22 protein-coding genes are annotated in these 22,265 nt (G+C 71.1%); 14 read left to right on the forward strand and 8 right to left on the reverse strand.

The window, feature by feature from the left end:
* The first annotated feature begins 41 nt into the window (after positions 1-41).
* The 3 genes from mshA to ABZY12_RS19500 all read left to right on the forward strand — a co-directional run bounded on the left by mshA (position 42) and on the right by ABZY12_RS19500 (position 3,704).
* On the forward strand, positions 42-1,427 hold the full coding sequence (mshA, locus tag ABZY12_RS19490) for a D-inositol-3-phosphate glycosyltransferase (protein ID WP_356891861.1): 1,386 nt from the start codon (positions 42-44) through the stop codon (positions 1,425-1,427).
* Positions 1,420-1,920 carry a YbjN domain-containing protein gene (locus ABZY12_RS19495; RefSeq protein ID WP_356891863.1) on the forward strand — a complete coding sequence of 167 codons (501 nt, stop codon included), beginning with the start codon at positions 1,420-1,422 and terminating at the stop codon, positions 1,918-1,920. The genes mshA and ABZY12_RS19495 overlap by 8 nt, the downstream gene beginning before the upstream one ends.
* 119 nt (positions 1,921-2,039) lie before the next feature.
* Positions 2,040-3,704 carry a glycosyl hydrolase family 28-related protein gene (locus ABZY12_RS19500; RefSeq protein ID WP_356891865.1) on the forward strand — a complete coding sequence of 555 codons (1,665 nt, stop codon included), beginning with the start codon at positions 2,040-2,042 and terminating at the stop codon, positions 3,702-3,704.
* Here ABZY12_RS19500 and ABZY12_RS19505 read toward each other — a convergent pair.
* Positions 3,694-5,055 carry an MFS transporter gene (locus tag ABZY12_RS19505; RefSeq protein ID WP_356891867.1) on the reverse strand — a complete coding sequence of 454 codons (1,362 nt, stop codon included), beginning with the start codon at positions 5,053-5,055 and terminating at the stop codon, positions 3,694-3,696. The genes ABZY12_RS19500 and ABZY12_RS19505 overlap by 11 nt on opposite strands.
* A gap of 126 nt (positions 5,056-5,181) precedes the next feature.
* On the opposite strand from ABZY12_RS19505, the gene ABZY12_RS19510 reads away from it, so the two are divergent.
* The gene (locus ABZY12_RS19510; protein WP_356891869.1) at positions 5,182-5,940 is read left to right on the forward strand and encodes a phosphoglyceromutase; all 759 of its coding nucleotides are present in this window, start codon (positions 5,182-5,184) and stop codon (positions 5,938-5,940) included.
* 60 nt (positions 5,941-6,000) lie between these two features.
* On the opposite strand, the gene ABZY12_RS19515 is transcribed toward ABZY12_RS19510, so the two are convergent.
* A complete protein-coding gene (locus ABZY12_RS19515; RefSeq protein ID WP_356891945.1) occupies positions 6,001-6,801 on the reverse strand; it encodes a DUF2182 domain-containing protein in 801 nt (266 codons plus the stop codon).
* A 256-nt stretch (positions 6,802-7,057) separates the two neighbouring features.
* Between ABZY12_RS19515 and ABZY12_RS19520 the strand changes: the two genes are divergently transcribed.
* Both ABZY12_RS19520 and ABZY12_RS19525 read left to right on the forward strand, forming a co-directional pair.
* A complete protein-coding gene (locus ABZY12_RS19520) occupies positions 7,058-7,723 on the forward strand; it encodes a DUF1326 domain-containing protein (protein ID WP_356891871.1) in 666 nt (221 codons plus the stop codon).
* A gap of 81 nt (positions 7,724-7,804) precedes the next feature.
* Positions 7,805-8,272: a GNAT family N-acetyltransferase gene (locus ABZY12_RS19525; RefSeq protein ID WP_356891873.1), complete on the forward strand. Its 468-nt coding sequence runs from the start codon at positions 7,805-7,807 to the stop codon at positions 8,270-8,272.
* Between the two features lie 83 nt (positions 8,273-8,355).
* Here ABZY12_RS19525 and ABZY12_RS19530 read toward each other — a convergent pair whose 3' ends face one another.
* Together ABZY12_RS19530 and phoU are read right to left on the reverse strand one after the other, a co-directional pair.
* Positions 8,356-8,505, reverse strand: a complete 150-nt coding sequence (locus ABZY12_RS19530; protein ID WP_356891875.1) for a hypothetical protein — start codon at positions 8,503-8,505, stop codon at positions 8,356-8,358.
* 98 nt (positions 8,506-8,603) lie between these two features.
* Positions 8,604-9,284, reverse strand: a complete 681-nt coding sequence (phoU, locus tag ABZY12_RS19535; protein ID WP_356891877.1) for a phosphate signaling complex protein PhoU — start codon at positions 9,282-9,284, stop codon at positions 8,604-8,606.
* 263 nt (positions 9,285-9,547) lie between these two features.
* On the opposite strand from phoU, the gene ABZY12_RS19540 reads away from it, so the two are divergent.
* Positions 9,548-10,813 (forward strand): ATP-binding protein, encoded by a 1,266-nt coding sequence (locus ABZY12_RS19540; protein ID WP_356891879.1) that lies wholly within the window; start codon positions 9,548-9,550, stop codon positions 10,811-10,813.
* Positions 10,810-11,490 (forward strand): response regulator transcription factor, encoded by a 681-nt coding sequence (locus ABZY12_RS19545; protein WP_015035162.1) that lies wholly within the window; start codon positions 10,810-10,812, stop codon positions 11,488-11,490. Before ABZY12_RS19540 ends, ABZY12_RS19545 begins: the two co-directional genes overlap by 4 nt.
* A gap of 105 nt (positions 11,491-11,595) precedes the next feature.
* On the opposite strand, the gene ABZY12_RS19550 is transcribed toward ABZY12_RS19545, so the two are convergent.
* Entirely contained in the window at positions 11,596-12,210 is a 615-nt protein-coding gene (locus tag ABZY12_RS19550; RefSeq protein ID WP_356891881.1) for a DUF461 domain-containing protein, read from the reverse strand.
* 711 nt (positions 12,211-12,921) lie between these two features.
* Here ABZY12_RS19550 and ABZY12_RS19555 point away from each other — a divergent pair.
* The 6 genes from ABZY12_RS19555 (at position 12,922) to ABZY12_RS19580 (ending at position 19,373) form a co-directional block, all read left to right on the forward strand.
* Positions 12,922-13,404 carry a CarD family transcriptional regulator gene (locus tag ABZY12_RS19555; RefSeq protein ID WP_003953493.1) on the forward strand — a complete coding sequence of 161 codons (483 nt, stop codon included), beginning with the start codon at positions 12,922-12,924 and terminating at the stop codon, positions 13,402-13,404.
* Between the two features lie 408 nt (positions 13,405-13,812).
* Entirely contained in the window at positions 13,813-14,562 is a 750-nt protein-coding gene (gene ispD, locus ABZY12_RS19560; RefSeq protein WP_356891883.1) for a 2-C-methyl-D-erythritol 4-phosphate cytidylyltransferase, read from the forward strand.
* The gene (ispF, locus tag ABZY12_RS19565; RefSeq protein WP_356891885.1) at positions 14,552-15,049 is read left to right on the forward strand and encodes a 2-C-methyl-D-erythritol 2,4-cyclodiphosphate synthase; all 498 of its coding nucleotides are present in this window, start codon (positions 14,552-14,554) and stop codon (positions 15,047-15,049) included. Before ispD ends, ispF begins: the two co-directional genes overlap by 11 nt.
* Before the next feature lie 128 nt (positions 15,050-15,177).
* Complete coding sequence (cysS, locus tag ABZY12_RS19570) at positions 15,178-16,578, forward strand: cysteine--tRNA ligase (RefSeq protein ID WP_356891887.1); 1,401 nt, start codon at positions 15,178-15,180, stop codon at positions 16,576-16,578.
* A gap of 94 nt (positions 16,579-16,672) precedes the next feature.
* A complete protein-coding gene (gene rlmB / locus ABZY12_RS19575) occupies positions 16,673-17,632 on the forward strand; it encodes a 23S rRNA (guanosine(2251)-2'-O)-methyltransferase RlmB (RefSeq protein ID WP_356891889.1) in 960 nt (319 codons plus the stop codon).
* Between the two features lie 145 nt (positions 17,633-17,777).
* Positions 17,778-19,373 carry a DoxX family membrane protein gene (locus ABZY12_RS19580; RefSeq protein WP_356891891.1) on the forward strand — a complete coding sequence of 532 codons (1,596 nt, stop codon included), beginning with the start codon at positions 17,778-17,780 and terminating at the stop codon, positions 19,371-19,373.
* Between the two features lie 296 nt (positions 19,374-19,669).
* Here the strand turns inward: ABZY12_RS19580 and ABZY12_RS19585 are convergent, their stop codons facing one another.
* The 3 genes from ABZY12_RS19585 to ugpC form a co-directional block, all read right to left on the reverse strand.
* Positions 19,670-20,386: a nucleotidyltransferase family protein gene (locus ABZY12_RS19585; protein ID WP_356891893.1), complete on the reverse strand. Its 717-nt coding sequence runs from the start codon at positions 20,384-20,386 to the stop codon at positions 19,670-19,672.
* A 54-nt stretch (positions 20,387-20,440) separates the two neighbouring features.
* Positions 20,441-20,854 carry a hypothetical protein gene (locus ABZY12_RS19590; protein WP_356891895.1) on the reverse strand — a complete coding sequence of 138 codons (414 nt, stop codon included), beginning with the start codon at positions 20,852-20,854 and terminating at the stop codon, positions 20,441-20,443.
* Between the two features lie 229 nt (positions 20,855-21,083).
* On the reverse strand, positions 21,084-22,181 hold the full coding sequence (ugpC, locus tag ABZY12_RS19595; RefSeq protein ID WP_356891897.1) for a sn-glycerol-3-phosphate ABC transporter ATP-binding protein UgpC: 1,098 nt from the start codon (positions 22,179-22,181) through the stop codon (positions 21,084-21,086).
* Positions 22,182-22,265 lie beyond the last annotated feature (84 nt).

A 22,265-nucleotide genomic window follows, 5' to 3' on the forward strand; every position in this document is an offset into this window, starting at 1 on the left:
CTGCCCGTCATGCCCTCGCTCCGAGCGGAAGGACCGTCGACGTGAGCCAGTACGTGTCCCGGCTCGCCGGCTCCCTGACGTCATCGTCCAGGCTCCGGCTCCCCGGCCGTCACCGCGCCCCGCGCCGGGTGGCCATGCTCAGCGTCCACACCTCACCCCTCCACCAGCCGGGAACCGGCGACGCCGGAGGCATGAACGTCTACATCGTCGAGCTGGCCAAGCGGCTCGCCGCGATCAACATCGAGGTCGAGATCTTCACCCGGGCCACCACCGGCGGCCTCGCCCCGGTCGTCGAGCTCGCGCCCGGTGTCCTCGTGCGGCATGTGGACGCCGGACCGTACGAGGGCCTGGCCAAGGAGGAGCTGCCGGCCCAGCTCTGCGCCTTCACGCACGGTGTCATGCAGGCCTGGGCGGGCCACCGCCCCGGCCACTACGACCTGGTCCACTCGCACTACTGGCTCTCCGGCCATGTCGGCTGGCTCGCCGCCGAGCGCTGGGGCGTCCCGCTCGTGCACGCCATGCACACGATGGCCAAGGTCAAGAACGCGGCGCTGGCGGAGGGGGACACCCCCGAGCCCACGGCCCGGGTGATCGGCGAGACCCAGATCGTCTCCGCCGCCGACCGGCTGATCGCCAACACCGCCGAGGAGGCCGACGAGCTCGTCCGCTTCTACGACGCCGATCCCGGCAAGGTCGCCGTCGTCCACCCCGGTGTGAACCTCGACCGCTTCCGCCCGGCGGACGGCCGCGCCGCTGCCCGGGCCCGCCTCGGGCTGCCCGCCGACGCCTTCGTCCCGGTCTTCGCGGGCCGGATCCAGCCGCTCAAGGCCCCCGACATCCTGCTGCGGGCCGCCGCGCTCCTGCTCGCCCGCGACCCCTCGCTGCGCTCCCGCATGGTCGTACCGGTCGTCGGCGGCCCGAGCGGAAGCGGCCTGGCCAAGCCCGAGGGGCTGCAGAAGCTCGCCGCGCGGCTCGGCATCGCGGACGTCGTCCGCTTCCACCCGCCGGTCGGCCAGGAGCGGCTCGCGGACTGGTTCCGCGCGGCTTCGGTGCTGGTCATGCCCTCGTACAGCGAGTCCTTCGGCCTGGTCGCCCTGGAGGCGCAGGCGACCGGGACGCCGGTCGTCGCGGCGGCGGTCGGCGGCCTCCCGGTCGCGGTGCGCGACGACGTCACCGGCTTCCTGGTCCAGGGGCACGACCCGGCCGACTACGCCCGCGCGCTCGGCCGGTTCCTGGACGATCCGGCGCTGTCCGTCCGGATGGGCGAGGCGGCCGCCCGGCACGCCGGCTCCTTCGGCTGGGACACAGCGGCCTCGGGCACGGCGGACGTGTACACGGCGGCGATGCACGACCACCGGACGCGGGAGCACGGGCGGGATCACCGGGCTCATGATCAGCGCCGTCGCGTACGCTCGCACCATGGCTGACGTCGTACGTGCCCAGCGGGTCATCGAGGACACCTTCAAGGACGCCGAGCTGGAGTGGGAGTCCCCCGAGCCCGGCTCGTACGTCGTGAAGCTCCCCGGTACGCGCAAGCTCTTCACCACCCTCTCCCTCCGGGTGGGCCGGCACTCGCTGTCCCTCAACGCCTTCGTCATCCGCCACCCGGACGAGAACGAGGCGGGCGTCCACCGCTGGCTCCTGGAGCGCAATCTCAAGCTCTACGGCGTGAGTTACGCCGTCGACGGCCTCGGCGACATCTATCTGACCGGCAAGATCCCGCTGGCGGCCGTCACGCCCGAGGAGCTGGACCGGCTGCTCGGCTCGGTGCTCGAAGCGGCCGACGGTTCCTTCAACACCCTTCTGGAGCTGGGATTCGCGAGCGCGATCCGGCGCGAGTACGAGTGGCGGGTGTCGCGCGGCGAGTCGACACGCAACCTCGACGCGTTCACTCACCTGACCAAGAAGCCTTCTCGCTGACTGCCGGTCACGCCCCGTAAGACCTCATCTAGACCCCTTCCCCACTTGCCTCGGCCGTGCCATGCTCACGCCCGGCGCGGATCTGAACACCATTCATGTACGTGAAAGGGGCTCGGGGTATGGCACCCAGCGGCAGGGCACTCGGCAGACGGCAGTTCGTGAGCGGCGCGGTCGCGGTGGCGGCGGCCGCGACGACGACCGGGTTCGCCCCGGAGCCCGTGACGTCCGCCTCCACCCTCTGGAAGGAGTTCGAGGCCGCTCCGTACACCCACCCCCAGATCCCCTACGTGGGCCGCGCCGGCGCTCGCCGCGGCGCCACCGTCCTCGCCCGGCCCCGGGTCGTCACCGACGTCCTCTCCCACGGCGCCACCCCCGACGGCTCGGCGGACTCGGCCCCCGCCTTCAACCGGGCCCTCGCCGAGGCGGGGGAGCGCGGCGGCGGGACGGTGCTCGTCCCGCCCGGCACGTACCGGATCGACGGCCTCATCCACATCGGCCACAGCGGAGTCGTGCTGCGCGGTGCGGGATCCGCCCGTACGAAACTGGTGGCGACGAAACACCTCACCGAGCTGATCGGCCCGTACGGCTCCCGCTACGGCGGCGACAAGTCCTCCTGGTCCTGGGCCGGCGGCCTCATCTGGCTCGCCCCGCGCGCCCGGCACGCCTCCCTCGTCGCCGCGATACGGGAACGGGCCTGGCCCTTCGAAGGCTGGACCGGCAACGGGCGCGACGAGTGGACCTCCCTCACGGCCGTACGCCCGGCCCGCCGCGGCGACTGGACGGTCACGGTCGACGACCCGTCAGCCCTGCACCGGGGCCGGATCGTTCTCCTCCGGCTGGCCGACGACGCCGGTCACACACTCCTGGAGCACATGGCGGGCGGCGGGCCGGGAGCGGAGTCGTACGTCTGGGACGACAAGACCAAGCTGACGTCCTACGTCCCCTACGAGTGGCCGGTGCGGATCGCGTCCGTACGCGGCCGGAAGGTCACCTTCGAGCGCCCGCTCCCGCTCGACGTACGTCCGGAATGGGACCCTCGCCTGACCACGCTCGCGGAGCCGCTCACCGACGCGGGGGTGGAGGGACTGACCCTGGAGGCGGTCGAGACGCCCCAGGCCCCGCACCTGCTGGACAAGGGTTTCAACGGCGTCACCTTCCAGTGCGCCTACGACTGCTGGGCCGACGACGTCGTCGTCCGCCATGTCGACAACGGCTTCGGTCTCGTCGCCGCCTCCGCCTGCACCCTGCGCCACACGCGCGTGGAGGGGCGCGGCGCGCACCACCCGTACTTCTGCCGCGAGGGAGCGCACGACAACCTCGTCGAGGACTTCCGGATCGCCGCCCGTACGGTCCCGGCGCCGCCGGGCACCCAGCTGCACGGCATCAACGTGGAGGGCCTGTCCAGCCACAACGTCTGGTCGCGGGGGGTGATGGAGATGGGCACCTTCGACACGCACCGGGGAATGCCCTTCGCCAACGTGCGGACGCAGATCACCGTCGAGAACAACGGCCGGCACGGCGGCGACGCGTCGGCGGGCCCGCTGTACGGGGCCCGGTTCGCGCACTGGAACGTGACGGTCACCAACGGGCGGGCGGGCTGCGTCAAGATCGACACGGTCGCGCCGTACAGCGCGAGCGTGGGCATCAGCGAGGTCCGCGAGTTCGACCAGATCGACGTGCCGGACTTCACGGGCGACCTCCACGCGCGCGTGGAGGCGTACGGGAGTCCGGGGGCGGTGCGCCCCCGGAACCTGTACGAGGCGCAGCGGAACGTCAGGCGCTGACGGCGGGCGTCCGGTCCGGCGGGGCGGACTCGTCCTTGCCGGGCACGGGGGACTCGTCGGCCGGCTGGTCGGCCGACGAGTCGGCCGGTGCGCTGGGTGCGTCGGGTGCCGTCTGTGCCTTCGGCGCGTTCGGCTCGTCCTCGGTGAGGGCCTTGCGCAGCCGGGTGGTGTAGCCGATCGCCGCGAGCGAGCCGATCACCGCGCAGGCCGCCCACAGCACATCCGGTCCGGGGCCGTCCACGACCCAGCCGGCCAGGATCGGCGCGACGAAGCCGGCCACGGCCCAGGACATGCCCATCACGCCCTGGTAGCGGCCACGGGCGTGCTCGGGGGCGAGCCTGGCGGTGGCGGCGGCGTTGGTCGGCACGTGGACCATCTCGCCGATCGTCCAGACGACGACGGTCGCGGCGAAGGCGACCGGCGAACCGGCGAGGGCGGTCGCTCCCGTGCCGAAGGCGAACAGCAGGGAGGAGACGGTGAGGAGCATGGCCGGCGACCGCTTGTCGGTCACCTTGTTGACCAGGAGCTGGAAGCCGACGATCACGACGCCGTTGACGGCGATGACGGCACCGTACGAGGCGGGGGAGAGGCCCTGCTCCGCCATGGAGAGCGGCAGGCCGATCCAGGGGGCGGTGAAGACCAGGCAGACCAGGAGGTTGAGCAGGACGAGGGTCCGGAAGGGGGCGTCGCGCAGCACGGTGAGGACGCTCACGCGCTTCTCCTGGACGACCTTGCCCGCGGTGTCCCGACGGGCCTCGGGGCGCGTCTCGGGGAGCCGGAGGAAGACGATCAGGGCACACAGGACGGTGGCGACGGCGTCGACGACGAAGAGGCTGCGGTAGCCGAGGAAGATCGCGGCACCGCCGCCGAGCGCGGCGATGGCGAAGCCGAGATTGAGGGCCCAGTAGTTCAGCGCGTACGCCCGGCGCAGGTCGTTCTCGGGGACCATGTCGGCGATGGTGGCGTTGATGGACGGCCGTACGCCCTGCATGGCGACGCCCATGAGAAGGACGACGACGGCGATGGCCCACGCGCTGGTGACGTACGCGAGTGCGGCGGCGCAGGCGGCCGCGGCCAGGTGCATCGTGACCATGGTGGGCCGCCGGCCCCACCGGTCGGTGAGCGTGCCGCCGAGGGGTGATCCGGCGACCCCGCCGAGGCCGTGCAGGGCGACGACGAGTCCGGCGAACCAGGCCGAGTGCCCGAGCTCCTGGGTGAGGTAGAGGGAGAGGAAGGTGAGGACGAAGGCGCCGGTGCGGTTGACGAGGGTGGAGAGCCAGAGCCACCAGAATCCGCGGGGAAGACCGGAGACGGTCGCGACGGCTGATCGTCTGAGCGAGTCGATGGACATGTGTGGCCGGCCCCCAACGTATGTAAGCGTCCCTATCCCGATCCGTAACTTACGGGGAGAGGCTTCGTGGGCGCCAGTGAATTGACGGGGAGCGTCGGGCGCCGGGCGTCGATTAGGCTCGGGCGCATGGCCGACGCACCGTACAAGCTGATCCTCCTCCGCCACGGCGAGAGCGAGTGGAACGCGAAGAACCTGTTCACCGGCTGGGTGGACGTCAACCTCACCGAGAAGGGCGAGAAGGAGGCGGTCCGCGGCGGTGAGCTGCTCAAGGACGCCGGCCTGCTGCCCGACGTACTGCACACCTCGCTCCAGAAGCGCGCCATCCGCACGGCGCAGCTCGCGCTGGAGGCCGCCGACCGCCACTGGATCCCGGTCCACCGCTCCTGGCGTCTGAACGAGCGTCACTACGGCGCGCTCCAGGGCAAGGACAAGGCGCAGACCCTGGCCGAGTTCGGCGAGGAGCAGTTCATGCTCTGGCGTCGCTCGTACGACACCCCGCCGCCGGTCCTCGCCGACGACAACGAGTTCTCGCAGGCGCACGACGCGCGCTACGCCACGATCCCGCCGGAGCTGCGCCCCCGCACGGAGTGCCTGAAGGACGTCGTCGACCGCATGCTGCCGTACTGGTACGACGGCATCGTCCCGGACCTCCTGACCGGCCGCACGGTCCTGATCGCCGCCCACGGCAACAGCCTGCGCGCCCTGGTCAAGCACCTGGACGGCATCTCGGACGCGGACATCGCGGGCCTGAACATCCCGACGGGCATCCCGCTCGCCTACGAACTCGACGAGAACTTCAAGCCGCTCAAGCCGGGCGGCACGTACCTGGACCCGGACGCGGCGGCGGCCGCGATCGAGGCTGTGAAGAACCAGGGCAAGAAGTAGCGCACCCCGACACACGACGACCCCCCGCCCGCTGGTTCCCAGCGGGCGGGGGGTCGTCCGTCAGTGCATGTGCATCGGGGCGTCGGGCGGCTGCAGCCCCGGCAGCAGCCAGTCATGGAAGGGTGTCAGACCGGCGAGCACCAGCAAGCCGACCCCCACCGCCGTCGAGAACACCGGCCCCAGCCGCCACAGCTTCTCGATGAAGATCACCGTCGCCACCCCCGCCATGGCCGCGATGTTCATGACGCCGAGCGGAATCAGGACCACCATCAGGCCCCAGCAGCAGCCCACGCAGTACAGCCCGTGGTGCGCCCCCACCCGGAAATCCCGGGCCCATGGCCGGAACTGCGCGTAACGCATCAGTTGGCTGATCGGGCTGCGGCAGTGCCGCAGGCAGACGTTCTTCAGCGGCCCCAGCTGCTGGAGCCCGGCCAGCAGGAACGCGGTGAAGCCGATCCAGCGGCCCGCGCCGGGATGATCCTGGACGAGCTCGCCGGTGGCGCTCAGCGCCCCGTAGGCGAGGAGTCCGAACACCGTCCAGACGAGCAGATAGCCCCCGATGAAGCCGGCCGTCCGTGCCGCCCGCCTCGCTCCCGTCGAACGACGGCCGATGGCCCGCGCCCAGGTGATCGCCACCGGAGCGACCGACGGCAGCATCATGCCAGCCATCATCGCCAGCCACAGCAGCAGGAAGAGAGGGATGCCCATCCCCATCGTTCCCGGTTCGATCCCCATGTCGCGGGCCTGCCCGACGGTCAGCACCCACGCGAGGACGGCGATCAGCACGAGCAGCGACCAGGCCGTCACGAGCACCCGAGGCGGAAGCAGATTCCCCGGCCGCAGCGGCGGCTCGGTGGCCATCCGGCGGTGGTACGCGGCGGTGGGCCGGGAGTGGTTCACGGCGCTCCTCCCCGGGCTGGGCCGCCCGGGCTGGAAGATCCCCTTCCAGGACAGCACGCCTCGGCATGCCGTGCACCCGTGGCCCTGGCCCCGCGATCGGTGGCGGGTGCAGGATGGAAACGAGGCCACGCAACCGAGCGATATCGGTGATGCCTGAACAGTCGGCCGCCCTGTCCCCTCCGCCCGCCCGGTGCGTGGATCAGGAGGAGGTCCGGATATGACTGACACGGCCGAGACAACCACCACCATTCCCCGCTGGCACGTCGCGGGCGACTGGTTCGACACCTGCAAGTGCAATGTGCCGTGCCCCTGCACCTTCGCGCAGCTACCCACGTTCGGTGATTGCGAGGGCGTGATGGTCTGGCACATCCGTGAAGGGAGTTACGGCGACGTCGCCCTCGACGGCCTGAACGTGCTGATACTCGGTTCGTTCACCGGCAACGTCTGGGCGCGGCAGCACTCCGACGCGTACGCCGCCCTCTTCATCGACGAGAGAGCCGACGAGGCGCAGCGCGGAGCCATCCAGATGATCTTCGGTGGCCAGGCCGGCAGCTGGCCCGCCGAATTCGCCAGGATCTCCGCCATGGAGGTGCGGGGCATGGAATTCGCCCCCATCGAGTTCCAGATCGACGACGACCTGGGCTCCTGGAGCGCCGCGATCCCCGGCCGCGTCGAGGCGCGGGCCGAGGCGCTCACCGGCCCGACGACCCCGGAGGGCGCACGGGTCCAGAGCACCAACCTGCCGGGCTCCGAAACGGGACCGGGCCAAGTCGCGACCTGGGGCCGCGCGACGGCCGACCGGGCCGACGCGTACGGCTTCATGTGGAGCCGCGAGGGCCAGTCCAGCAAGCACATCACCTTCGACTGGGCGGGGCCCGACTGAACGCGTGACGGTGCGGGGCGCGGCCTCCGCACCGTCCATATTCACGGGCGAAGATCACGAACGGTCGGTACGGTCCTGGCCATGACTTCGTCGCTCCGTCTGGAGAAGATCACCCCCGAGAACGTGGACGCCGCCCTGGAGCTGCGCGTCCGGCCCGAGCAGGAGAAGAACGTCGCGTCCGTCGCGACCTCGCTCGCCGAGGCGTACGCCTTCGGTGACAACGCCTGGCCGCGGCTGATCTTCGACGGAGACGAGCTGGTCGGGTTCCTGATGGCCTTCGTCGACATCCAGTGGGCGCCCAAGAAGGACCCGAACGACCGCCGCAGCGGCTTGTGGCGCCTCAACATCGCCGCAGACCGGCAGGGCCGGGGGTACGGCCGCTTCGCCGTCGAGTCCGTCATCGCCGAGGTCCGCCGCACCGGGGGCAGCAAGGTGTACGTGTCCTGGGAGCCGGGCGAGCACAGCCCCGAGGAGTTCTATCTGAAGCTCGGCTTCCGGCCCACCGGCGAGACGACGGGCGGCCAGCCGGTCGGCGTCCTGGACCTCTGAGCGCGGCCCGGCAAGACGGCAACGACATGGCCAAGGGCCCCGTCCCGATCCTCGGATCGCCGGACAGGGCCCTTCGTCATCGCCTAGCCGGAGCAGCCCCCGCACTGGCACGGCCCGCCGGACTGGCAGCCGCAGCCGCAGCCGGAGCCGCACCCGCAGGCGCCGAGGACGGGCAGGAACACCGCGTCGCGCGGGGCCTCCTGCTGGGGATCGGTCGTGGCGGAATCAGCCATGGGGTCCCTCCTCGAAGGCGTGGGTCGCCTTTCCCCATTGCATGCCCACCCATCCCGGCGCATCAACGGCGCACAGAAGTGCGGCCCCCCCGCAGGGCTTACGCGCCCTCCACCGGCGCGTCCGACTGGTGCAGCTCGTCCGCGTGCTCTCCGGTCACCAGGTACACGACCCGCTTCGCCACCGACACCGCGTGGTCCGCGAAGCGCTCGTAGTAGCGGCCGAGCAGCGTGACGTCCACCGCCGTCTCGATGCCGTGCTTCCACCGGTCGTCCATCAGGTGCTGGAACAGCGTCCGGTGCAGCAGGTCCATCTCGTCGTCGTCGTGCTCCAGCTGCAGCGCCAGGTCGACGTCCTTCGTGATGATGACCTCCGCCGCCTTCGCCATCAGGCGCTGCGCCAGCTGACCCATCTGCAGGATCGTCGAGTGCAGGTCCCGCGGCACCGCCGTCTCCGGGAACCGCAGCCGCGCCAGCTTCGCCACATGCTGCGCCAAGTCGCCCGACCGCTCCAGGTCCGCGCTCATCCGCAGCGAGGTCACCACGATCCGCAGGTCCGTCGCCACCGGCTGCTGCCGGGCGAGCAGTGCTATCGCCCGGGCCTCCAGATCGTGCTGCAGATCGTCGACCTTCTGGTCCGCCGCGATCACGCTCTCCGCGAGCTTCAGGTCCGCGTCGAGCATCGCCGTCGTGGCGCGTCCGACCGCCGACCCGACAAGACGGGCCATCTCGACCAGGCTCTCGCCGATCGAGTCCAGTTCCTCGTGGTACGCGTCCCGCATGGATGTCCCTCTCTCACAAGCGTCCGGGGTCCGGGTGGGGCTCGGACCCCCACGCTCCCACGTTCGGCCCCGTACGCGTCCGGCTCCTCCACCCCGAATGAACCGGCCCTTTCTCCTCGGTGAACTCTGGGCGACGCACGTCAACGTCCCGAGCGGGGCAAATGAACCACCACCATCCCCATGGTGAACTCTGGGCGACGACTGTTCGAGCAGCCACTCGGACGGCTGGGAGAGTGTCCGTCACCCCGCATAACCTGGATGGCATGGACGTGAACGCGGCGGTCGCCGCATTGGCCGCGATCGCCGGGGTGTGCACCGGCGTGATCGCCATGCTGGCGTTCCGCTGGAGCGAGCGCGACCAGGCGCGGCCCACCCGTACCTCTCTGCACACCGACGCCGTGCTCCCGCCCGGTGTCGACACCGTGCTGTCCGTGCTGCGCTCCTCCGCTGTCGTTCTCGACGAGAGCGACTCGGTGGTCAAGGCCAGCTCGGCGGCGTACGCCCTCGGCCTGGTACGCGGCGGGAAGCTGGCCGTCGAGCCCATGCTCAACATGGCCCGCGACACCCGCCGCGACGGTGAGATACGCCAGGTGGAGCTCGACCTGCCCCGGCGTGGCACCGGACGCGGCGAGGCCCTCGCCGTCTCCGCCCGCGTCGCGCCGCTCGGCTCCCGCCTGGTGCTGCTGCTGGTCGAGGACCTGACCGAGGCCCGCCGTATCGAAGCGGTACGGCGCGACTTCGTCGCCAACGTGAGCCATGAACTCAAGACTCCCGTAGGTGCGCTCTCCCTGCTCTCCGAGGCCGTCATGGACGCCTCGGACGACCCCGAGGCGGTCACCCGTTTCGCCGGCCGTATGCAGATCGAGGCGACCCGCCTCACCAACCTCGTACAAGAGCTCATCGACCTCTCCCGGGTGCAGAACGACGACCCGCTGGAGGACTCCGAGCCCGTACGGGTGGACGAGCTGGTCGCCGAGGCCATCGACCGCTCCCGGCACACCGCCTCCACCAAACAGATCACCATGGCCTCCGGAGGCACCGCCGACCTGTACGTCTGGGGCAGCCGCGGCCAGCTCGCCGCGGCCCTCGGCAACCTCGTCGAGAACGCCGTCAACTACTCACCGGCCCGTACGCGGGTGGGCATCGCCGCCCGCCGCGTGACGGCCCCGGGCGGCGACCTGATCGAGATAGCCGTGACCGACCAGGGCATCGGCATCTCCGAGAAGGACCGCGAGCGGATCTTCGAGCGCTTCTACCGCGTCGACCCGGCCCGCTCCCGCGCCACCGGCGGCACGGGCCTGGGCCTGGCCATCGTCAAGCACGTGGCCGCCTCGCACGGCGGGGAGGTCACCGTCTGGAGCACCGAGGGCCAGGGCTCCACCTTCACCCTGCGGCTGCCCGAGGCGGGCGCCGTACGGGACCGCCGTTCGTCCGGCAACGGCGCCGGCCACGGCTCCGGAGCCTCCTCCGCCTCTCCCACCCCTGATCTCATGACCGAACCGCTCCCTGCCCCGGAGGTCCTTCCGTGACCCGAGTGCTCGTCGTCGAGGATGAGGAATCCTTCAGCGACGCCCTGTCGTACATGCTCCGCAAGGAAGGCTTCGAGGTCGCGGTCGCCGCGACCGGGCCCGACGGCCTCGACGAGTTCGAGCGCAACGGAGCGGATCTCGTCCTCCTCGACCTCATGCTGCCGGGGTTGCCCGGCACCGAGGTCTGCCGCCAGCTGCGCGGCCGCTCGAACGTCCCGGTGATCATGGTGACCGCCAAGGACAGCGAGATCGACAAGGTCGTCGGCCTGGAGATAGGGGCTGACGACTATGTGACCAAGCCCTTCTCCTCGCGGGAGCTGGTCGCCCGCATCCGCGCGGTGCTGCGCCGGCGCGGCGAGCCGGAGGAGGTCACCCCGGCGGCCCTGGAGGCCGGCCCGGTCCGCATGGACGTGGACCGTCACGTCGTCACCGTCGCGGGCGGCAAGGTCGACCTCCCGCTGAAGGAGTTCGACCTCCTGGAGATGCTGCTGCGCAACGCGGGCCGCGTCCTGACCCGTATGCAGCTCATCGACCGGGTCTGGGGCGCGGACTACGTCGGCGACACCAAGACCCTCGACGTGCACGTCAAGCGTCTGCGCGCCAAGATCGAACCGGATCCGGGCGCGCCGCGCTACCTGGTGACGGTCCGCGGCCTGGGCTACAAGTTCGAGCCGTAAACCGGCCTGGCTCACGTTTCGAGCCGTACATCGCGCGGACGACGAAGGGGCGCCCCGCCGGATCTCTCCGGCGGGGCGCCCCTTTCCGCGTCGTGACGCGCTCCGTCAGTGACCGGACCCGTGGTCGTCCTCGTCCCCGTGTGCGGCCTCACCCGTCGGAGTGGCCGTCGCGGAGGCCGTCGGCGTGGCGCCCGGCGGCTTCGGGACCTCGACCGGGCCGAAGTCCTTGAAGTAGCTGGTCGCGGGGACGACGAACGCCTCCAGGCTCACGTCGCCGGTCTTGCTCAGCTTGAAGACGACCTGCTGGGCGTCGCCGACCTTGGCGGCCTCGCTGCCGTTCTCGATCGTGGCGGAGGCGTTGCCCTTGCCGCCGATGATGACCGAGCCGCCCGCGGGGACGGTGATCGGGCCGGCACCCGTGGCGGCCTTCAGCTGCACCGTGGCCTTGGTGCCCGGCAGGGTGATCGCGTCGAGGGTCTGCGGCGTGCGGCCGTTGTTGAAGACCGTGGCCGAGACGACGGCCGGGCCCTTCACGGTGGAGTCCGGCTGGGTGATCACGAGCGCGTTCTGGATCTTGACGTCGTCCACCGATACGGCGGCGTTGTCCGGCCGGACGCCGAGCGTCTGCGCGTCATTGCCCGCCCCACAGGCGGACAGCGAGGCGATCGAGAACACGATGGCGGTGGCGGCGAGGGCGCCGCGTCGAAGGCTGCGGCTCACGGCGGCGGCAACTCCTAGGACGTTCGGACGGGCGATGGACAAGCCGGCTGAGGTCGAGCTGTGATCAACCGGCTAAGGGTGAGCTAAAGGTGCGTCAGCGCGCTTAGGTTACCGAGCCGCACTCTCCGGCCCGCACCCGACCCGCCCCTACGGCCCGCGCGTGCACTCCGGCCCCCGCCACCGGCGCCCGTTCCAGTCGCCTCCGGCTCCGCAGCCGGCTCCGCAGCCGGCCCCGCGTCCGGCCCCCCGGTCCGCCCGTCGCCGCAGTGGCCGGATGACAACCCCATTGACCGCGCGTGACGCGCCGTTCACATAACCGTCGTGATCAATTCGCCGACCGACCACGCATTTCGCGAACCCGCATCCGCGGAAAAACCCGCACCGCCGTCCGGTGATCAATTCGGGATTCGATCCGGGATGCGTCCGTACGGGTGACCGATCCTCGAACGGAGTACATGAAGAGGTCCGTCCGGAACCCGGCAAACCGGTACATCACTCCTTCTTCGGGGGGTCTCGCGCGGGTGTGACGCGCGCGTTTCCGTCCGTCCGTACAGCCGCTCCGACCTGCGAATACCCCCTCCCGGAAGCCTGTCGCAGCACGTTCGTGTTGCTGTTGTCAAGCCCCGAGATATGCCCTGACCTGCGAAAACGCCATTCAGAAGAAGCCGTATCCGTGTTACCCTGGATAGCCACGGAAGGGGTACCTGTCACATGACGTTCAAGGTTGGCGACACCGTGGTCTATCCCCATCACGGGGCCGCGCTGATCGAGGCCATCGAAACTCGCCAGATCAAAGGCGTGGACAAGACCTACTTGGTGCTCAAGGTCGCCCAGGGCGACCTGACGGTTCGGGTGCCGGCGGACAATGCGGAGTTCGTCGGAGTTCGCGATGTGGTCGGTCAGGACGGGCTGGACCGGGTCTTCGAGGTGCTGCGCGCACCGTACGCCGAAGAGCCCACGAACTGGTCCCGGCGCTACAAGGCAAATCTCGAGAAGCTCGCCTCCGGCGATGTCATCAAGGTCGCCGAAGTGGTGCGTGACCTGTGGCGCCGGGAGCGCGAGCGCGGACTTTCCGCAGGTGAGAAGCGCATGCTCGCCAAGGCTCGGCAGATCCTGGTGAGCGAGCTGGCCCTCGCGGAGAACACGAACGAGGACAAGGCCGAGGCTCTCCTCGACGAGGTCCTCGCGTCCTGAGTGCAGCGATGCCGCGGTGCCCGCTGACGTGCTGTGAAACACCACAGTGCCGTCGCCGGGCGCTGCGGCATTTCGTCTCCCCGCACGTCCTTCACGCCCCGCGGGCCGTTCACGCCCCGCACGCGCACCACCTCGTGCACCTCACGGACGCACAGGACGCACGCGTCACCGCAGGCACGCAACCGTCACCGTACGGCGCACATCCCGCCGTACGGCCGTAGGCGTCCACGAAAGCCCACCCAGCACACGAAGAGACCCGTAGTCCCAGTCCCCTCGCGCCACATCCCCTGTGCCCGTCGCGCTACGCCCGACCGTCGTCACGGAAAGGGCCCGGTCGACGCGTCGCGTCCGGCACGGTGAGGGCCTACCCACGTCGGCCGAGGAAACAAACCTGCCGGAGTGCAACCGATGTCAGACGAAGCGCGTCCTGTCCGTACCGCCGCGGTGATCCCCGCGGCCGGCCGGGGCGTACGCCTCGGCCCGGGCGCCCCCAAGGCGCTCCGCGCGCTGAACGGCACCCCCATGCTGATCCACGCCGTCCGCGCGATGGCCGCCTCCCGCGCGGTCTCCCTCGTCGTCGTGGTCGCCCCCTCCGACGGCGCCGCCGAGGTCAAGAACCTCCTCGACACGCACGCGCTGCCCGAGCGCACCGACTATCTGGTCGTCCCGGGCGGTGAGACCCGCCAGGAATCCGTACGGCTCGGCCTCGAAGCGCTCCCCGAGGGCATCACGACCGTCCTGGTCCACGACGCGGCCCGCCCGCTGGTCCCCGTCGACACCGTCGACGCGGTCATCGAGGCCGTACGGGACGGTGCGGTCGCCGTCGTCCCGGCCCTGCCGCTCGCGGACACGGTGAAGGAGGTCGAGCCCGCGGAGAACAAGGGCGAGGCCGAGAAGGTCGTCGCCACCCCCGAGCGCTCCCGGCTCCGCGCCGTCCAGACGCCGCAGGGCTTCGACTACGACACGCTCGTCAACGCCCACGCCACCGTCGCCCTCATGGGTGATGGCGCCACCGACGACGCCGGCATGGTCGAACGGCTCGGCGCGCCCGTCGTGGTCGTGCCCGGCCACGAGGAGGCGTTCAAGGTGACCCGTCCGCTCGACCTCGTCCTCGCCGAGGCCGTTCTCGCCCGCAGGAGGGCCAACGATGGCTTCTGAGCCCCTGAAGCTGCCGCTGGTCGGCATCGGCACCGACGTCCACGCCTTCGAGCGCGGCCGCGACCTGTGGTGCGCCGGCCTCCTGTGGCCGGACGAGGAGTACGGCCTCGCCGGGCACTCCGACGGCGACGTCGCCGCCCACGCCGCCTGTGACGCCCTCTTCTCCGCCGCCGGCATCGGCGACCTCGGCGCCCACTTCGGAACCTCCCGCCCCGAGTGGTCCGGAGCCTCCGGCGTCACCCTGCTCGCCGAGGCCGCCCGCATCGTCCGCGCCGAGGGGTACGAGATCGGCAACGTCGCCGTCCAGGTCATCGGCGTCCGGCCGAAGGTCGGCAAGCGCCGCGACGAGGCCCGGAAGGCACTGAGCGAAGCCGTCGGCGCCCCCGTCTCCGTCTCCGGCACGACGACCGACGGCCTCGGTCTCACCGGCCGCGCCGAGGGCCTCGCGGCCATCGCGACCGCGCTCGTCGTCCGCGTACGGCCGTAGGTGGTCGCTCGCCGATCCGGCCCGATCGGCGGCACACACCCCTGGAAGCCCGTAACGACGGTGAAAAAGACGCCCCGCGGCCGGGAATCGGTCGCGGGGCACTACCACACGCCCACTACCCTGGAGTGGTGACTATTCGCCTGTACGACACCAGCGCCCGGCAGATCCGTGATTTCACCCCGCTCACACCGGGCTGCGTCTCGATCTACCTCTGTGGCGCCACCGTGCAGGCCGCCCCGCACATCGGCCACATCCGGTCGGGGCTGAACTTCGACATCATGCGCCGCTGGTTCGAGTACCGCGGCTACGACGTCACGTTCATCCGCAACGTCACCGACATCGACGACAAGATCATCGCCAAGGCGGCCGACCAGGGCCGCCCCTGGTGGTCCATCGGCTACGAGAACGAGCGCGCCTTCAACGACGGCTACCAGGCCCTCGGTTGCCTGCCGCCCACCTACGAGCCCCGCGCCACCGGTCACGTCACCGAGATGGTCGAGATGATGCGCGGCCTCATCGAGCGCGGACACGCCTACGAGGCCGACGGCAGCGTCTACTTCGACGTGCGCTCCTTCCCCGGCTACCTCGCCCTGTCCAACCAGGACATCGACGACCTGCGCCAGCCCGCCGAGGAAGGCATCACCGGCAAGCGCGACCCGCGCGACTTCGCGATGTGGAAGGCCACCAAGCCGGGCGAGCCCGACTGGGAGACCCCGTGGGGACGCGGCCGCCCCGGCTGGCACCTGGAGTGCTCGGCCATGGCCCACAAGTACCTCGGCTCCGCCTTCGACATCCACGGCGGCGGGCTCGACCTGATCTTCCCCCACCACGAGAACGAGATCGCCCAGGCCAAGGCGTTCGGCGACGACTTCGCCTCGTACTGGGTGCACAACGCCTGGGTCACCATGAGCGGCGAGAAGATGTCGAAGTCCCTCGGCAACTCCGTCCTCGTCTCCGAGATGGTCAAGAACTGGCGCCCCATCGTCCTGCGCTACTACCTCGGCACCCCGCACTACCGCTCGATGATCGAGTACAGCGAGGAGTCGCTGCGCGAGGCCGAGTCCGCGTTCGCGCGGATCGAGGGCTTCATCCAGCGCGTCACCGAGAAGGCGGGCAAGACCGTCCCGCCCGCCCCCGAGGTGCCGCCCGCATTCGCCGACGCCATGGACGACGACCTGGGCGTCCCGCACGCCCTCGCGATCATCCACACCACCGTCCGCCAGGGGAACAGCGCGCTGGCCGCCGACGACAAGGACGAGGCCATCGCCCGCCTCGCCGAGGTCCGCGCCATGCTCGGCGTCCTCGGCCTCGACCCGCTCGACCCCCAGTGGGCCGGCGAGGCCGGCGGCGGCGAGGACCTCCACGGCGTCGTCGACACACTCGTACGCCTCGTGCTCCAGCAGCGCGAGTCGGCCCGCGAGCGGAAGGACTGGGCGACCGCGGACGCGATCCGCGATCAGCTCACCCAGTCCGGCCTGGTCATCGAGGACGGCCAGGACGGGTCTCGCTGGACGCTCGGCTCCCGCTGAGGCGGGCGCGGCACCCACTGATGTGCCGCTCGGCGAGCCGGGCGGCACACTTCATCTACAGACTTATGTACGCAGTCGAGGAAAACAGGTAGTCATGGCCGGGAACAGCCAGCGCAGGAACCGTCGCACGTCCAACAAGAAGGGCGCGACGGTCGGCAGCGGTGGCCAGCGGCGCAAGGGCCTCGAGGGCAAGGGCCCCACGCCGCCCGCCTCCGCCCGCAAGGGTCACAAGAAGAACCGCATCGCCAGCGCCCAGGCCAAGCACGCCGCCGCCCGCCGCCCCGCACCCCGCCGCGGCGGACCGAAGGGCACCTCCGAGATGGTCGTCGGCCGCAACCCGGTCTTCGAGGCGCTGCGCGACGGCGTCCCGGCGACCACGCTGTACGTCCAGCAGTTCATCGACAACGACGAGCGCGTACGCGACGTCCTCAAGCTCGCCGGCGAGCGCGGCAACATCAACCTGATGGAAGCCCCGCGCCAGGAGCTCGACCGGATGACGAACGGGCTCAACCACCAGGGCGTCGTCCTGCAGGTCCCGCCGTACGAGTACGCGCACCCCGAGGACCTGACGGCGGCCGCCTACGACGCCCACGAGGACCCGCTGATCGTCGCCCTCGACGGTGTCACCGACCCCCGGAACCTCGGCGCGATCGTCCGTTCCGTCTCCGCCTTCGGCGGCCACGGCGTCGTCGTTCCCGAGCGCCGCGCGGCCGGCATGACCGCCGGAGCCTGGAAGTCCTCGGCCGGCACCGCCGCCCGTACCCCCGTCTCCCGCGTCACCAACCTCACCCGCGCGCTGGAGGGCTTCCAGAAGGAAGGCCTCACGGTCGTCGGCCTCGCCGCCGACGGCGAGCACACGGTCGAGGACCTGGAGGCGCTCGACGGCCCCGTCGTCATCGTCATCGGCAGCGAGGGCAAGGGCCTCGGCCGGCTCGTCGGCGAGACCTGCGACTACCGCGTCCGCATCACCATGCCCGGCGGCGCCGAGTCGCTCAACGCGGGCGTCGCCGCGGGCATCGTCCTCTACGAGGTCGCCCGCCGCCGCGCGCGCTGACCCTCCGTACGCCCCTCGTACGGCGTACACAGGGAACGGGCCCACCTCGCTGAGCTGGGCCCTTTCCCGCATCGGGCGATCTTGACGGGTCTCGGACATTCCGAGCCCGTCAAGGCAGTGTCCTAACCCCGCGTCACTCGGTTAGATGAGTGTGGACACCAGAACGCCCCGGCCGGGGTTCGACGATCAGCCCGCGCTGAGCATGGTCAAAGTGGATTCCGACCCCGCGCAGGTCATCGTGAACCACGCCAGCTTCCGTGTGCGGCTCGCGCCGACCGCCCAGCAGCCGAAGTTCGCCGCCTCCCCCCGCCTCTCCGCACTCGGCGGGGGAGCCGCCGTGGGTGCGGCCGCGGCCGTGGGAGCGGCGGGCCGCCGCCGCCCCGTCGTCTGGACCGGAAAGTCCTCGCCCGGCGACCCCGGAGCGACCGGACTCCTCCAGGCCATGCGCGAGTCCTCCGTCTCCACCCTCGAACCCCCCGGGTCTCTCGACGCCGGGGCGACGCAGGCCATCCCGCGCATCGACGACACCATGCGGACCCCCGTCGTCCCCGGCACCACGGACGGGCCCCCGCTGCTGCCCTCCATGCGGCGCGCCGAGGGTGCCTACGACACGCCGCATGCCGCGTCGTACGAGCCGCCCTACGGCCCGTCGTACGACGACGGGGACGCCGGCCGGGACGACGACCGCGCCCGCTCGCACCGCCACGGCGCCGACCCGGTCCGGCACGCCTACTACCCCGGGCGCCGGATGAACCTCGGCGTCGTGCTGCTCCCGCTGCGCGTCTTCCTCGGCTTCATCTCGATCTACGCCGGCATGGGCAAGCTGTGCGACCCCGTCTACTTCGACGGCGGCGAACGCGGCTCCATGGTCAAGTGGCTCAACTCGCTCCACCCCTGGGCCCTCGCCGAGCCCCTGCGCGACTCCGCCCTCCAGCACCCCGTCGGTGCCGGCCTGACCGTCGCCTTCCTCCAGGTCGTCGTCGGCGTCCTCACCGTCCTCGGACTCTGGCAGCGGGTCGCCGCCGTCATCGGCGCCCTGCTCTCCGCCGCGCTGATCCTCACCGTCAGCTGGAAGAGCGTCCCGGTCTACGACTCCGCCGACATCATCTTCCTCGCCGCCTGGTCCCCGCTGGTCATCGCCGGCGCCCCCGTCTACTCCATCGACGGCCGCCTCGCGGGTGAAGCCTGGCGGACCCTCGGGCCCCGCTCCGAACTGTGGGACCTGCGCCGCCGCGTCCTGCGCCGCGGGGCCGTCGTCACCTCCGTCGTCGTCGGTCTGACCCTGCTCATCGGCTCGATGCTCGGCGGAGCCGTACGCTCCACCGAGATGGTCACGGTGCCCGGCCCGAACGACGACCCGATCAACCACCTCCCCGGCCGGCCCCTCCCGCAGGAGCCCGGCGAGCGCAGCCCGTCCAAGTCCGCCTCCATCCGCCCCACGCCGTCGGAGACCGCCGGCGCGAGCGGGGAGCGCGAGGAGGAGAGCGCCTCGCCGAGCGAGACCGCACGGGAGACCGGCCGCGTCGAGGAGAGCCGGCCCACCGCCACCCGAGGCACCGACAGCTCCCCGAGCCAGTCGAGGCCGGCCCCGACCACCAGCTCCGGCCCGACGAGCACCGGCGGGGGCAGCGGGGGCAGCGGAGGCTCGGGCGGCTCCGACTCCGGCGGCGGCAGCGGGTCCACGGACGGCGGCTCGACGACGGGCGGCAACCGCAACCCGATCGGTGGCCTGCTGGGCTGACGTACCGGCGGCCATACGCAGAGGGCGACCCCCCGCGTGGAAGCGGGGGGCCGCCCTTTTCGTCTGCGTACGGGGCTGTCGGAAGCTGTCGGGAGGCGGCGTGCGGGGCTGTCGGAAGCTGTCGGGAGGCTGCGTGCGGGGGGTTTGTCCGGGGCCTGGCTGTCCGGGAGGCCCGTGGGGAGAGCCACTTCGGGAGCCTGTACAGAGCCACTCCGGGCCGGTGCGGGGCCTTCCGGGTCTTCCAGGAGGGCCTTGCCCAGAACCGCTCCGGAGCCACTCCTGGGCCCGGCAAGCTGTCAGGGACCCTGGGAGCCCAGCTCCTTCGCCGCCTCCGTGAGGTCCTTCGCGGTGTCGATGGCCCGCCAGTACGCCCCTTGGGGCAGCGGGAAGCCCGCCAGACGGCGCTCACGGGCGAGACGGGGGAAGGTGGTGCGCTCGTGGTCGCCCCGGTCCGGCAGAAGGTCCGTGAAGGCCGCGGAGAAGACGTACACGCCCGCGTTGATGAGATACGGCGACGGCGGCGACTCGATGAAGTCGGTGATGTGCCCGAAGGTGTCGGTCTCGACGGCGCCCCACGGGATCCGGGGGCGGGCGAGCGCGAGGGTGGCGGTGGCGTCGCGCTCCGCGTGGAACCCGGCCATCTCACGCAGGGAGAAGCGGGTCCAGATGTCGCCGTTGGTGGCGTACCAGGGCTGCCCCGGTTCGGGCAGATGCGCCGCCGCGTACTTCAGACCGCCGCCGCGGCCCAGCGGCTCCGTCTCGACGACCGTCGTCACGCGCAGGGGGAGGACGGCGGAGGCCAGCCACTCCTGGAGCACCTCGGCGAGATGGCCGCAGGAGATCACGGCGTCCGTGACGCCCTCGGCGGCGAGCCAGGACAGCTGATGGCCGATGATCGGGGTCCCGGTGCCCGGGATCTCGACCATCGGCTTGGGGCGGTCGTCGGTGTAGGGGCGCAGGCGCGAGCCCTGGCCGCCTGCCAGGACCACGGCCTGCGTGGGGGTGGTGTGCATACCGGGAACGATATGCGTCCCTCTCGAGGCTGAATCGTCGATCGGCGTGCCGGCTCAGCTCGCGTACATTACGCCGGACGCGAACGAGGTGTCGCAGACCGGGCGGGAGTAGGACTGGGCGCGCGTGGGGCCGTAGTGCTGGACGGCGGCGCGGCCGAGGGCGCGGGCGATCGACATGCAGTGCTTGGCGAGGGACGGGCGGTTCTCGACCTCGCGCTGGAGGTGGGTGAGAGCCGTTCCGGGGTCCTTCTCCTGAAGCTCCGCGAGGAGCCGGTCGCGGAGAACATCCTGCGGGGCACGGGGCTTGGCGGGGACGGAGACGTCCTCGGAGGATGCGGTGAGCATCTGGGTCCCGGAGCCCTGGCCGGCCCACGGAACGGCGGACACCGCGAGCGTGCCGGAGAGCACCAGGACGACGGGCAGGACGAGGGCGAGAGAGCGGCCGATACGGCGGGCAGTGTGCGTCACGCAGGCGAGCGTAGCGGTCGGTAGTGATAGGGAGACATTTAGTCACTCTCGCGGGGGATGGTTCGAGGCGGCTTTTCGAATTCCGTGTTGACGCGGGTGCCCGAATTGGAGGGTCTGCCGGGGTATTTGTCGGCAGGCGCGGCGGGGAATACGGGGGTACGCGAGAGGCCCCGCGCCCGCAAACGGGAACGGGGCCTCTCGGCGGCCGGCCGGGGTGCCGGTCCCGGCGTCAGCCGGAGAGACGCTCGCCCGTCGAGGTGGAGAAGACGTGCAGCTCGTCGGCGCGGGGCACGACGTGCAGCGTGGAGCCCTTCTCCGGCACGGCGCGGCCGCCGACGCGGACGACCAGGTCCTTGTCCTCGCCGCCGACGCGGGAGGAGCCGTAGACGTAACCGTCGGCGCCGAGCTCCTCGACGACGTTCACGGAGACGGCCAGACCTTCCTTGCTGGTGGCGCCCGAGACGTCGAAGTGCTCGGGGCGGATGCCGACCGTGACGGTCGTGTCGCCCTTGGCGGTGGCGGCGGAGAGCGCCTCACGGGAGACCGGGACGACGCTGTTGCCGAACTTCACGCCGCCGTCGGTGATCGGGACCTCGACCAGGTTCATGGCCGGGGAGCCGATGAAGCCGGCGACGAAGAGGTTGGCGGGACGGTCGTACATGTTGCGCGGCGAGTCGACCTGCTGGAGCAGACCGTCCTTCAGCACGGCGACGCGGTCGCCCATGGTGAGGGCCTCGACCTGGTCGTGGGTGACGTACACCGTGGTGATGCCGAGCCGGCGCTGGAGGCTGGCGATCTGCGTACGGGTGGAGACACGGAGCTTGGCGTCGAGGTTCGACAGCGGCTCGTCCATGAGGAAGACCTGCGGCTCACGCACGATGGCGCGGCCCATCGCGACGCGCTGGCGCTGACCACCGGAGAGCGCCTTCGGCTTCCGGTCGAGGTACGGCGTGAGGTCGAGGATCTTCGCGGCCTCCTCGACCTTGGCGCGGATCTCGGCCTTGTTGACGCCGGCGATCTTGAGCGCGAAGCCCATGTTGTCGGCGACGGTCATGTGCGGGTACAGCGCGTAGTTCTGGAACACCATGGCGATGTCCCGGTCCTTCGGCGGCAGGTGCGTGACGTCGCGGTCACCGATGCGGATGGAGCCGCCGTTGACGTCCTCCAGGCCGGCGAGCATGCGCAGGGAGGTCGACTTGCCGCAGCCGGAGGGGCCGACGAGGACGAGGAATTCGCCGTCCTCGATCTCGATCTCGAGCTGGTCGACGGCGGGCTTGTCGGACCCCGGGTAGAGCCGGGTCGCCTTGTCGAACGTGACAGAAGCCATGGTGATGTGTCCCTTCACCGGCAGGAACGTGCCGGACGATCCGAGTGGAAGGAAGGATGTGGTGTAGTCCACCGGAGTGAACTC

The sequence above is a fragment of the Streptomyces sp. NPDC006551 genome (assembly GCF_040611675.1).
Taxonomy (GTDB): domain Bacteria; phylum Actinomycetota; class Actinomycetes; order Streptomycetales; family Streptomycetaceae; genus Streptomyces.

What these genes read in the sequence shown, in the direction of transcription:
- ABZY12_RS19495 (WP_356891863.1), top strand. Translation starts at nt 1,420, where the DNA reads ATGGCTGACGTCGTACGTGCCCAGCGGGTCATCGAGGACACCTTCAAG.
- ABZY12_RS19555 (WP_003953493.1), top strand. Translation starts at nt 12,922, where the DNA reads ATGACGTTCAAGGTTGGCGACACCGTGGTCTATCCCCATCACGGGGCC.
- ABZY12_RS19525 (WP_356891873.1), top strand. Translation starts at nt 7,805, where the DNA reads ATGACTTCGTCGCTCCGTCTGGAGAAGATCACCCCCGAGAACGTGGAC.
- ugpC (WP_356891897.1), bottom strand. Translation starts at nt 22,181, where the DNA reads ATGGCTTCTGTCACGTTCGACAAGGCGACCCGGCTCTACCCGGGGTCC.
- rlmB (WP_356891889.1), top strand. Translation starts at nt 16,673, where the DNA reads ATGGCCGGGAACAGCCAGCGCAGGAACCGTCGCACGTCCAACAAGAAG.
- ABZY12_RS19540 (WP_356891879.1), top strand. Translation starts at nt 9,548, where the DNA reads ATGGACGTGAACGCGGCGGTCGCCGCATTGGCCGCGATCGCCGGGGTG.
- ABZY12_RS19520 (WP_356891871.1), top strand. Translation starts at nt 7,058, where the DNA reads ATGACTGACACGGCCGAGACAACCACCACCATTCCCCGCTGGCACGTC.
- phoU (WP_356891877.1), bottom strand. Translation starts at nt 9,284, where the DNA reads ATGCGGGACGCGTACCACGAGGAACTGGACTCGATCGGCGAGAGCCTG.
- ABZY12_RS19515 (WP_356891945.1), bottom strand. Translation starts at nt 6,801, where the DNA reads ATGGCCACCGAGCCGCCGCTGCGGCCGGGGAATCTGCTTCCGCCTCGG.
- ABZY12_RS19580 (WP_356891891.1), top strand. Translation starts at nt 17,778, where the DNA reads ATGAGTGTGGACACCAGAACGCCCCGGCCGGGGTTCGACGATCAGCCC.
- ABZY12_RS19510 (WP_356891869.1), top strand. Translation starts at nt 5,182, where the DNA reads ATGGCCGACGCACCGTACAAGCTGATCCTCCTCCGCCACGGCGAGAGC.
- ABZY12_RS19500 (WP_356891865.1), top strand. Translation starts at nt 2,040, where the DNA reads ATGGCACCCAGCGGCAGGGCACTCGGCAGACGGCAGTTCGTGAGCGGC.
- ispD (WP_356891883.1), top strand. Translation starts at nt 13,813, where the DNA reads ATGTCAGACGAAGCGCGTCCTGTCCGTACCGCCGCGGTGATCCCCGCG.
- ispF (WP_356891885.1), top strand. Translation starts at nt 14,552, where the DNA reads ATGGCTTCTGAGCCCCTGAAGCTGCCGCTGGTCGGCATCGGCACCGAC.
- ABZY12_RS19505 (WP_356891867.1), bottom strand. Translation starts at nt 5,055, where the DNA reads ATGTCCATCGACTCGCTCAGACGATCAGCCGTCGCGACCGTCTCCGGT.
- ABZY12_RS19530 (WP_356891875.1), bottom strand. Translation starts at nt 8,505, where the DNA reads ATGGCTGATTCCGCCACGACCGATCCCCAGCAGGAGGCCCCGCGCGAC.
- ABZY12_RS19585 (WP_356891893.1), bottom strand. Translation starts at nt 20,386, where the DNA reads ATGCACACCACCCCCACGCAGGCCGTGGTCCTGGCAGGCGGCCAGGGC.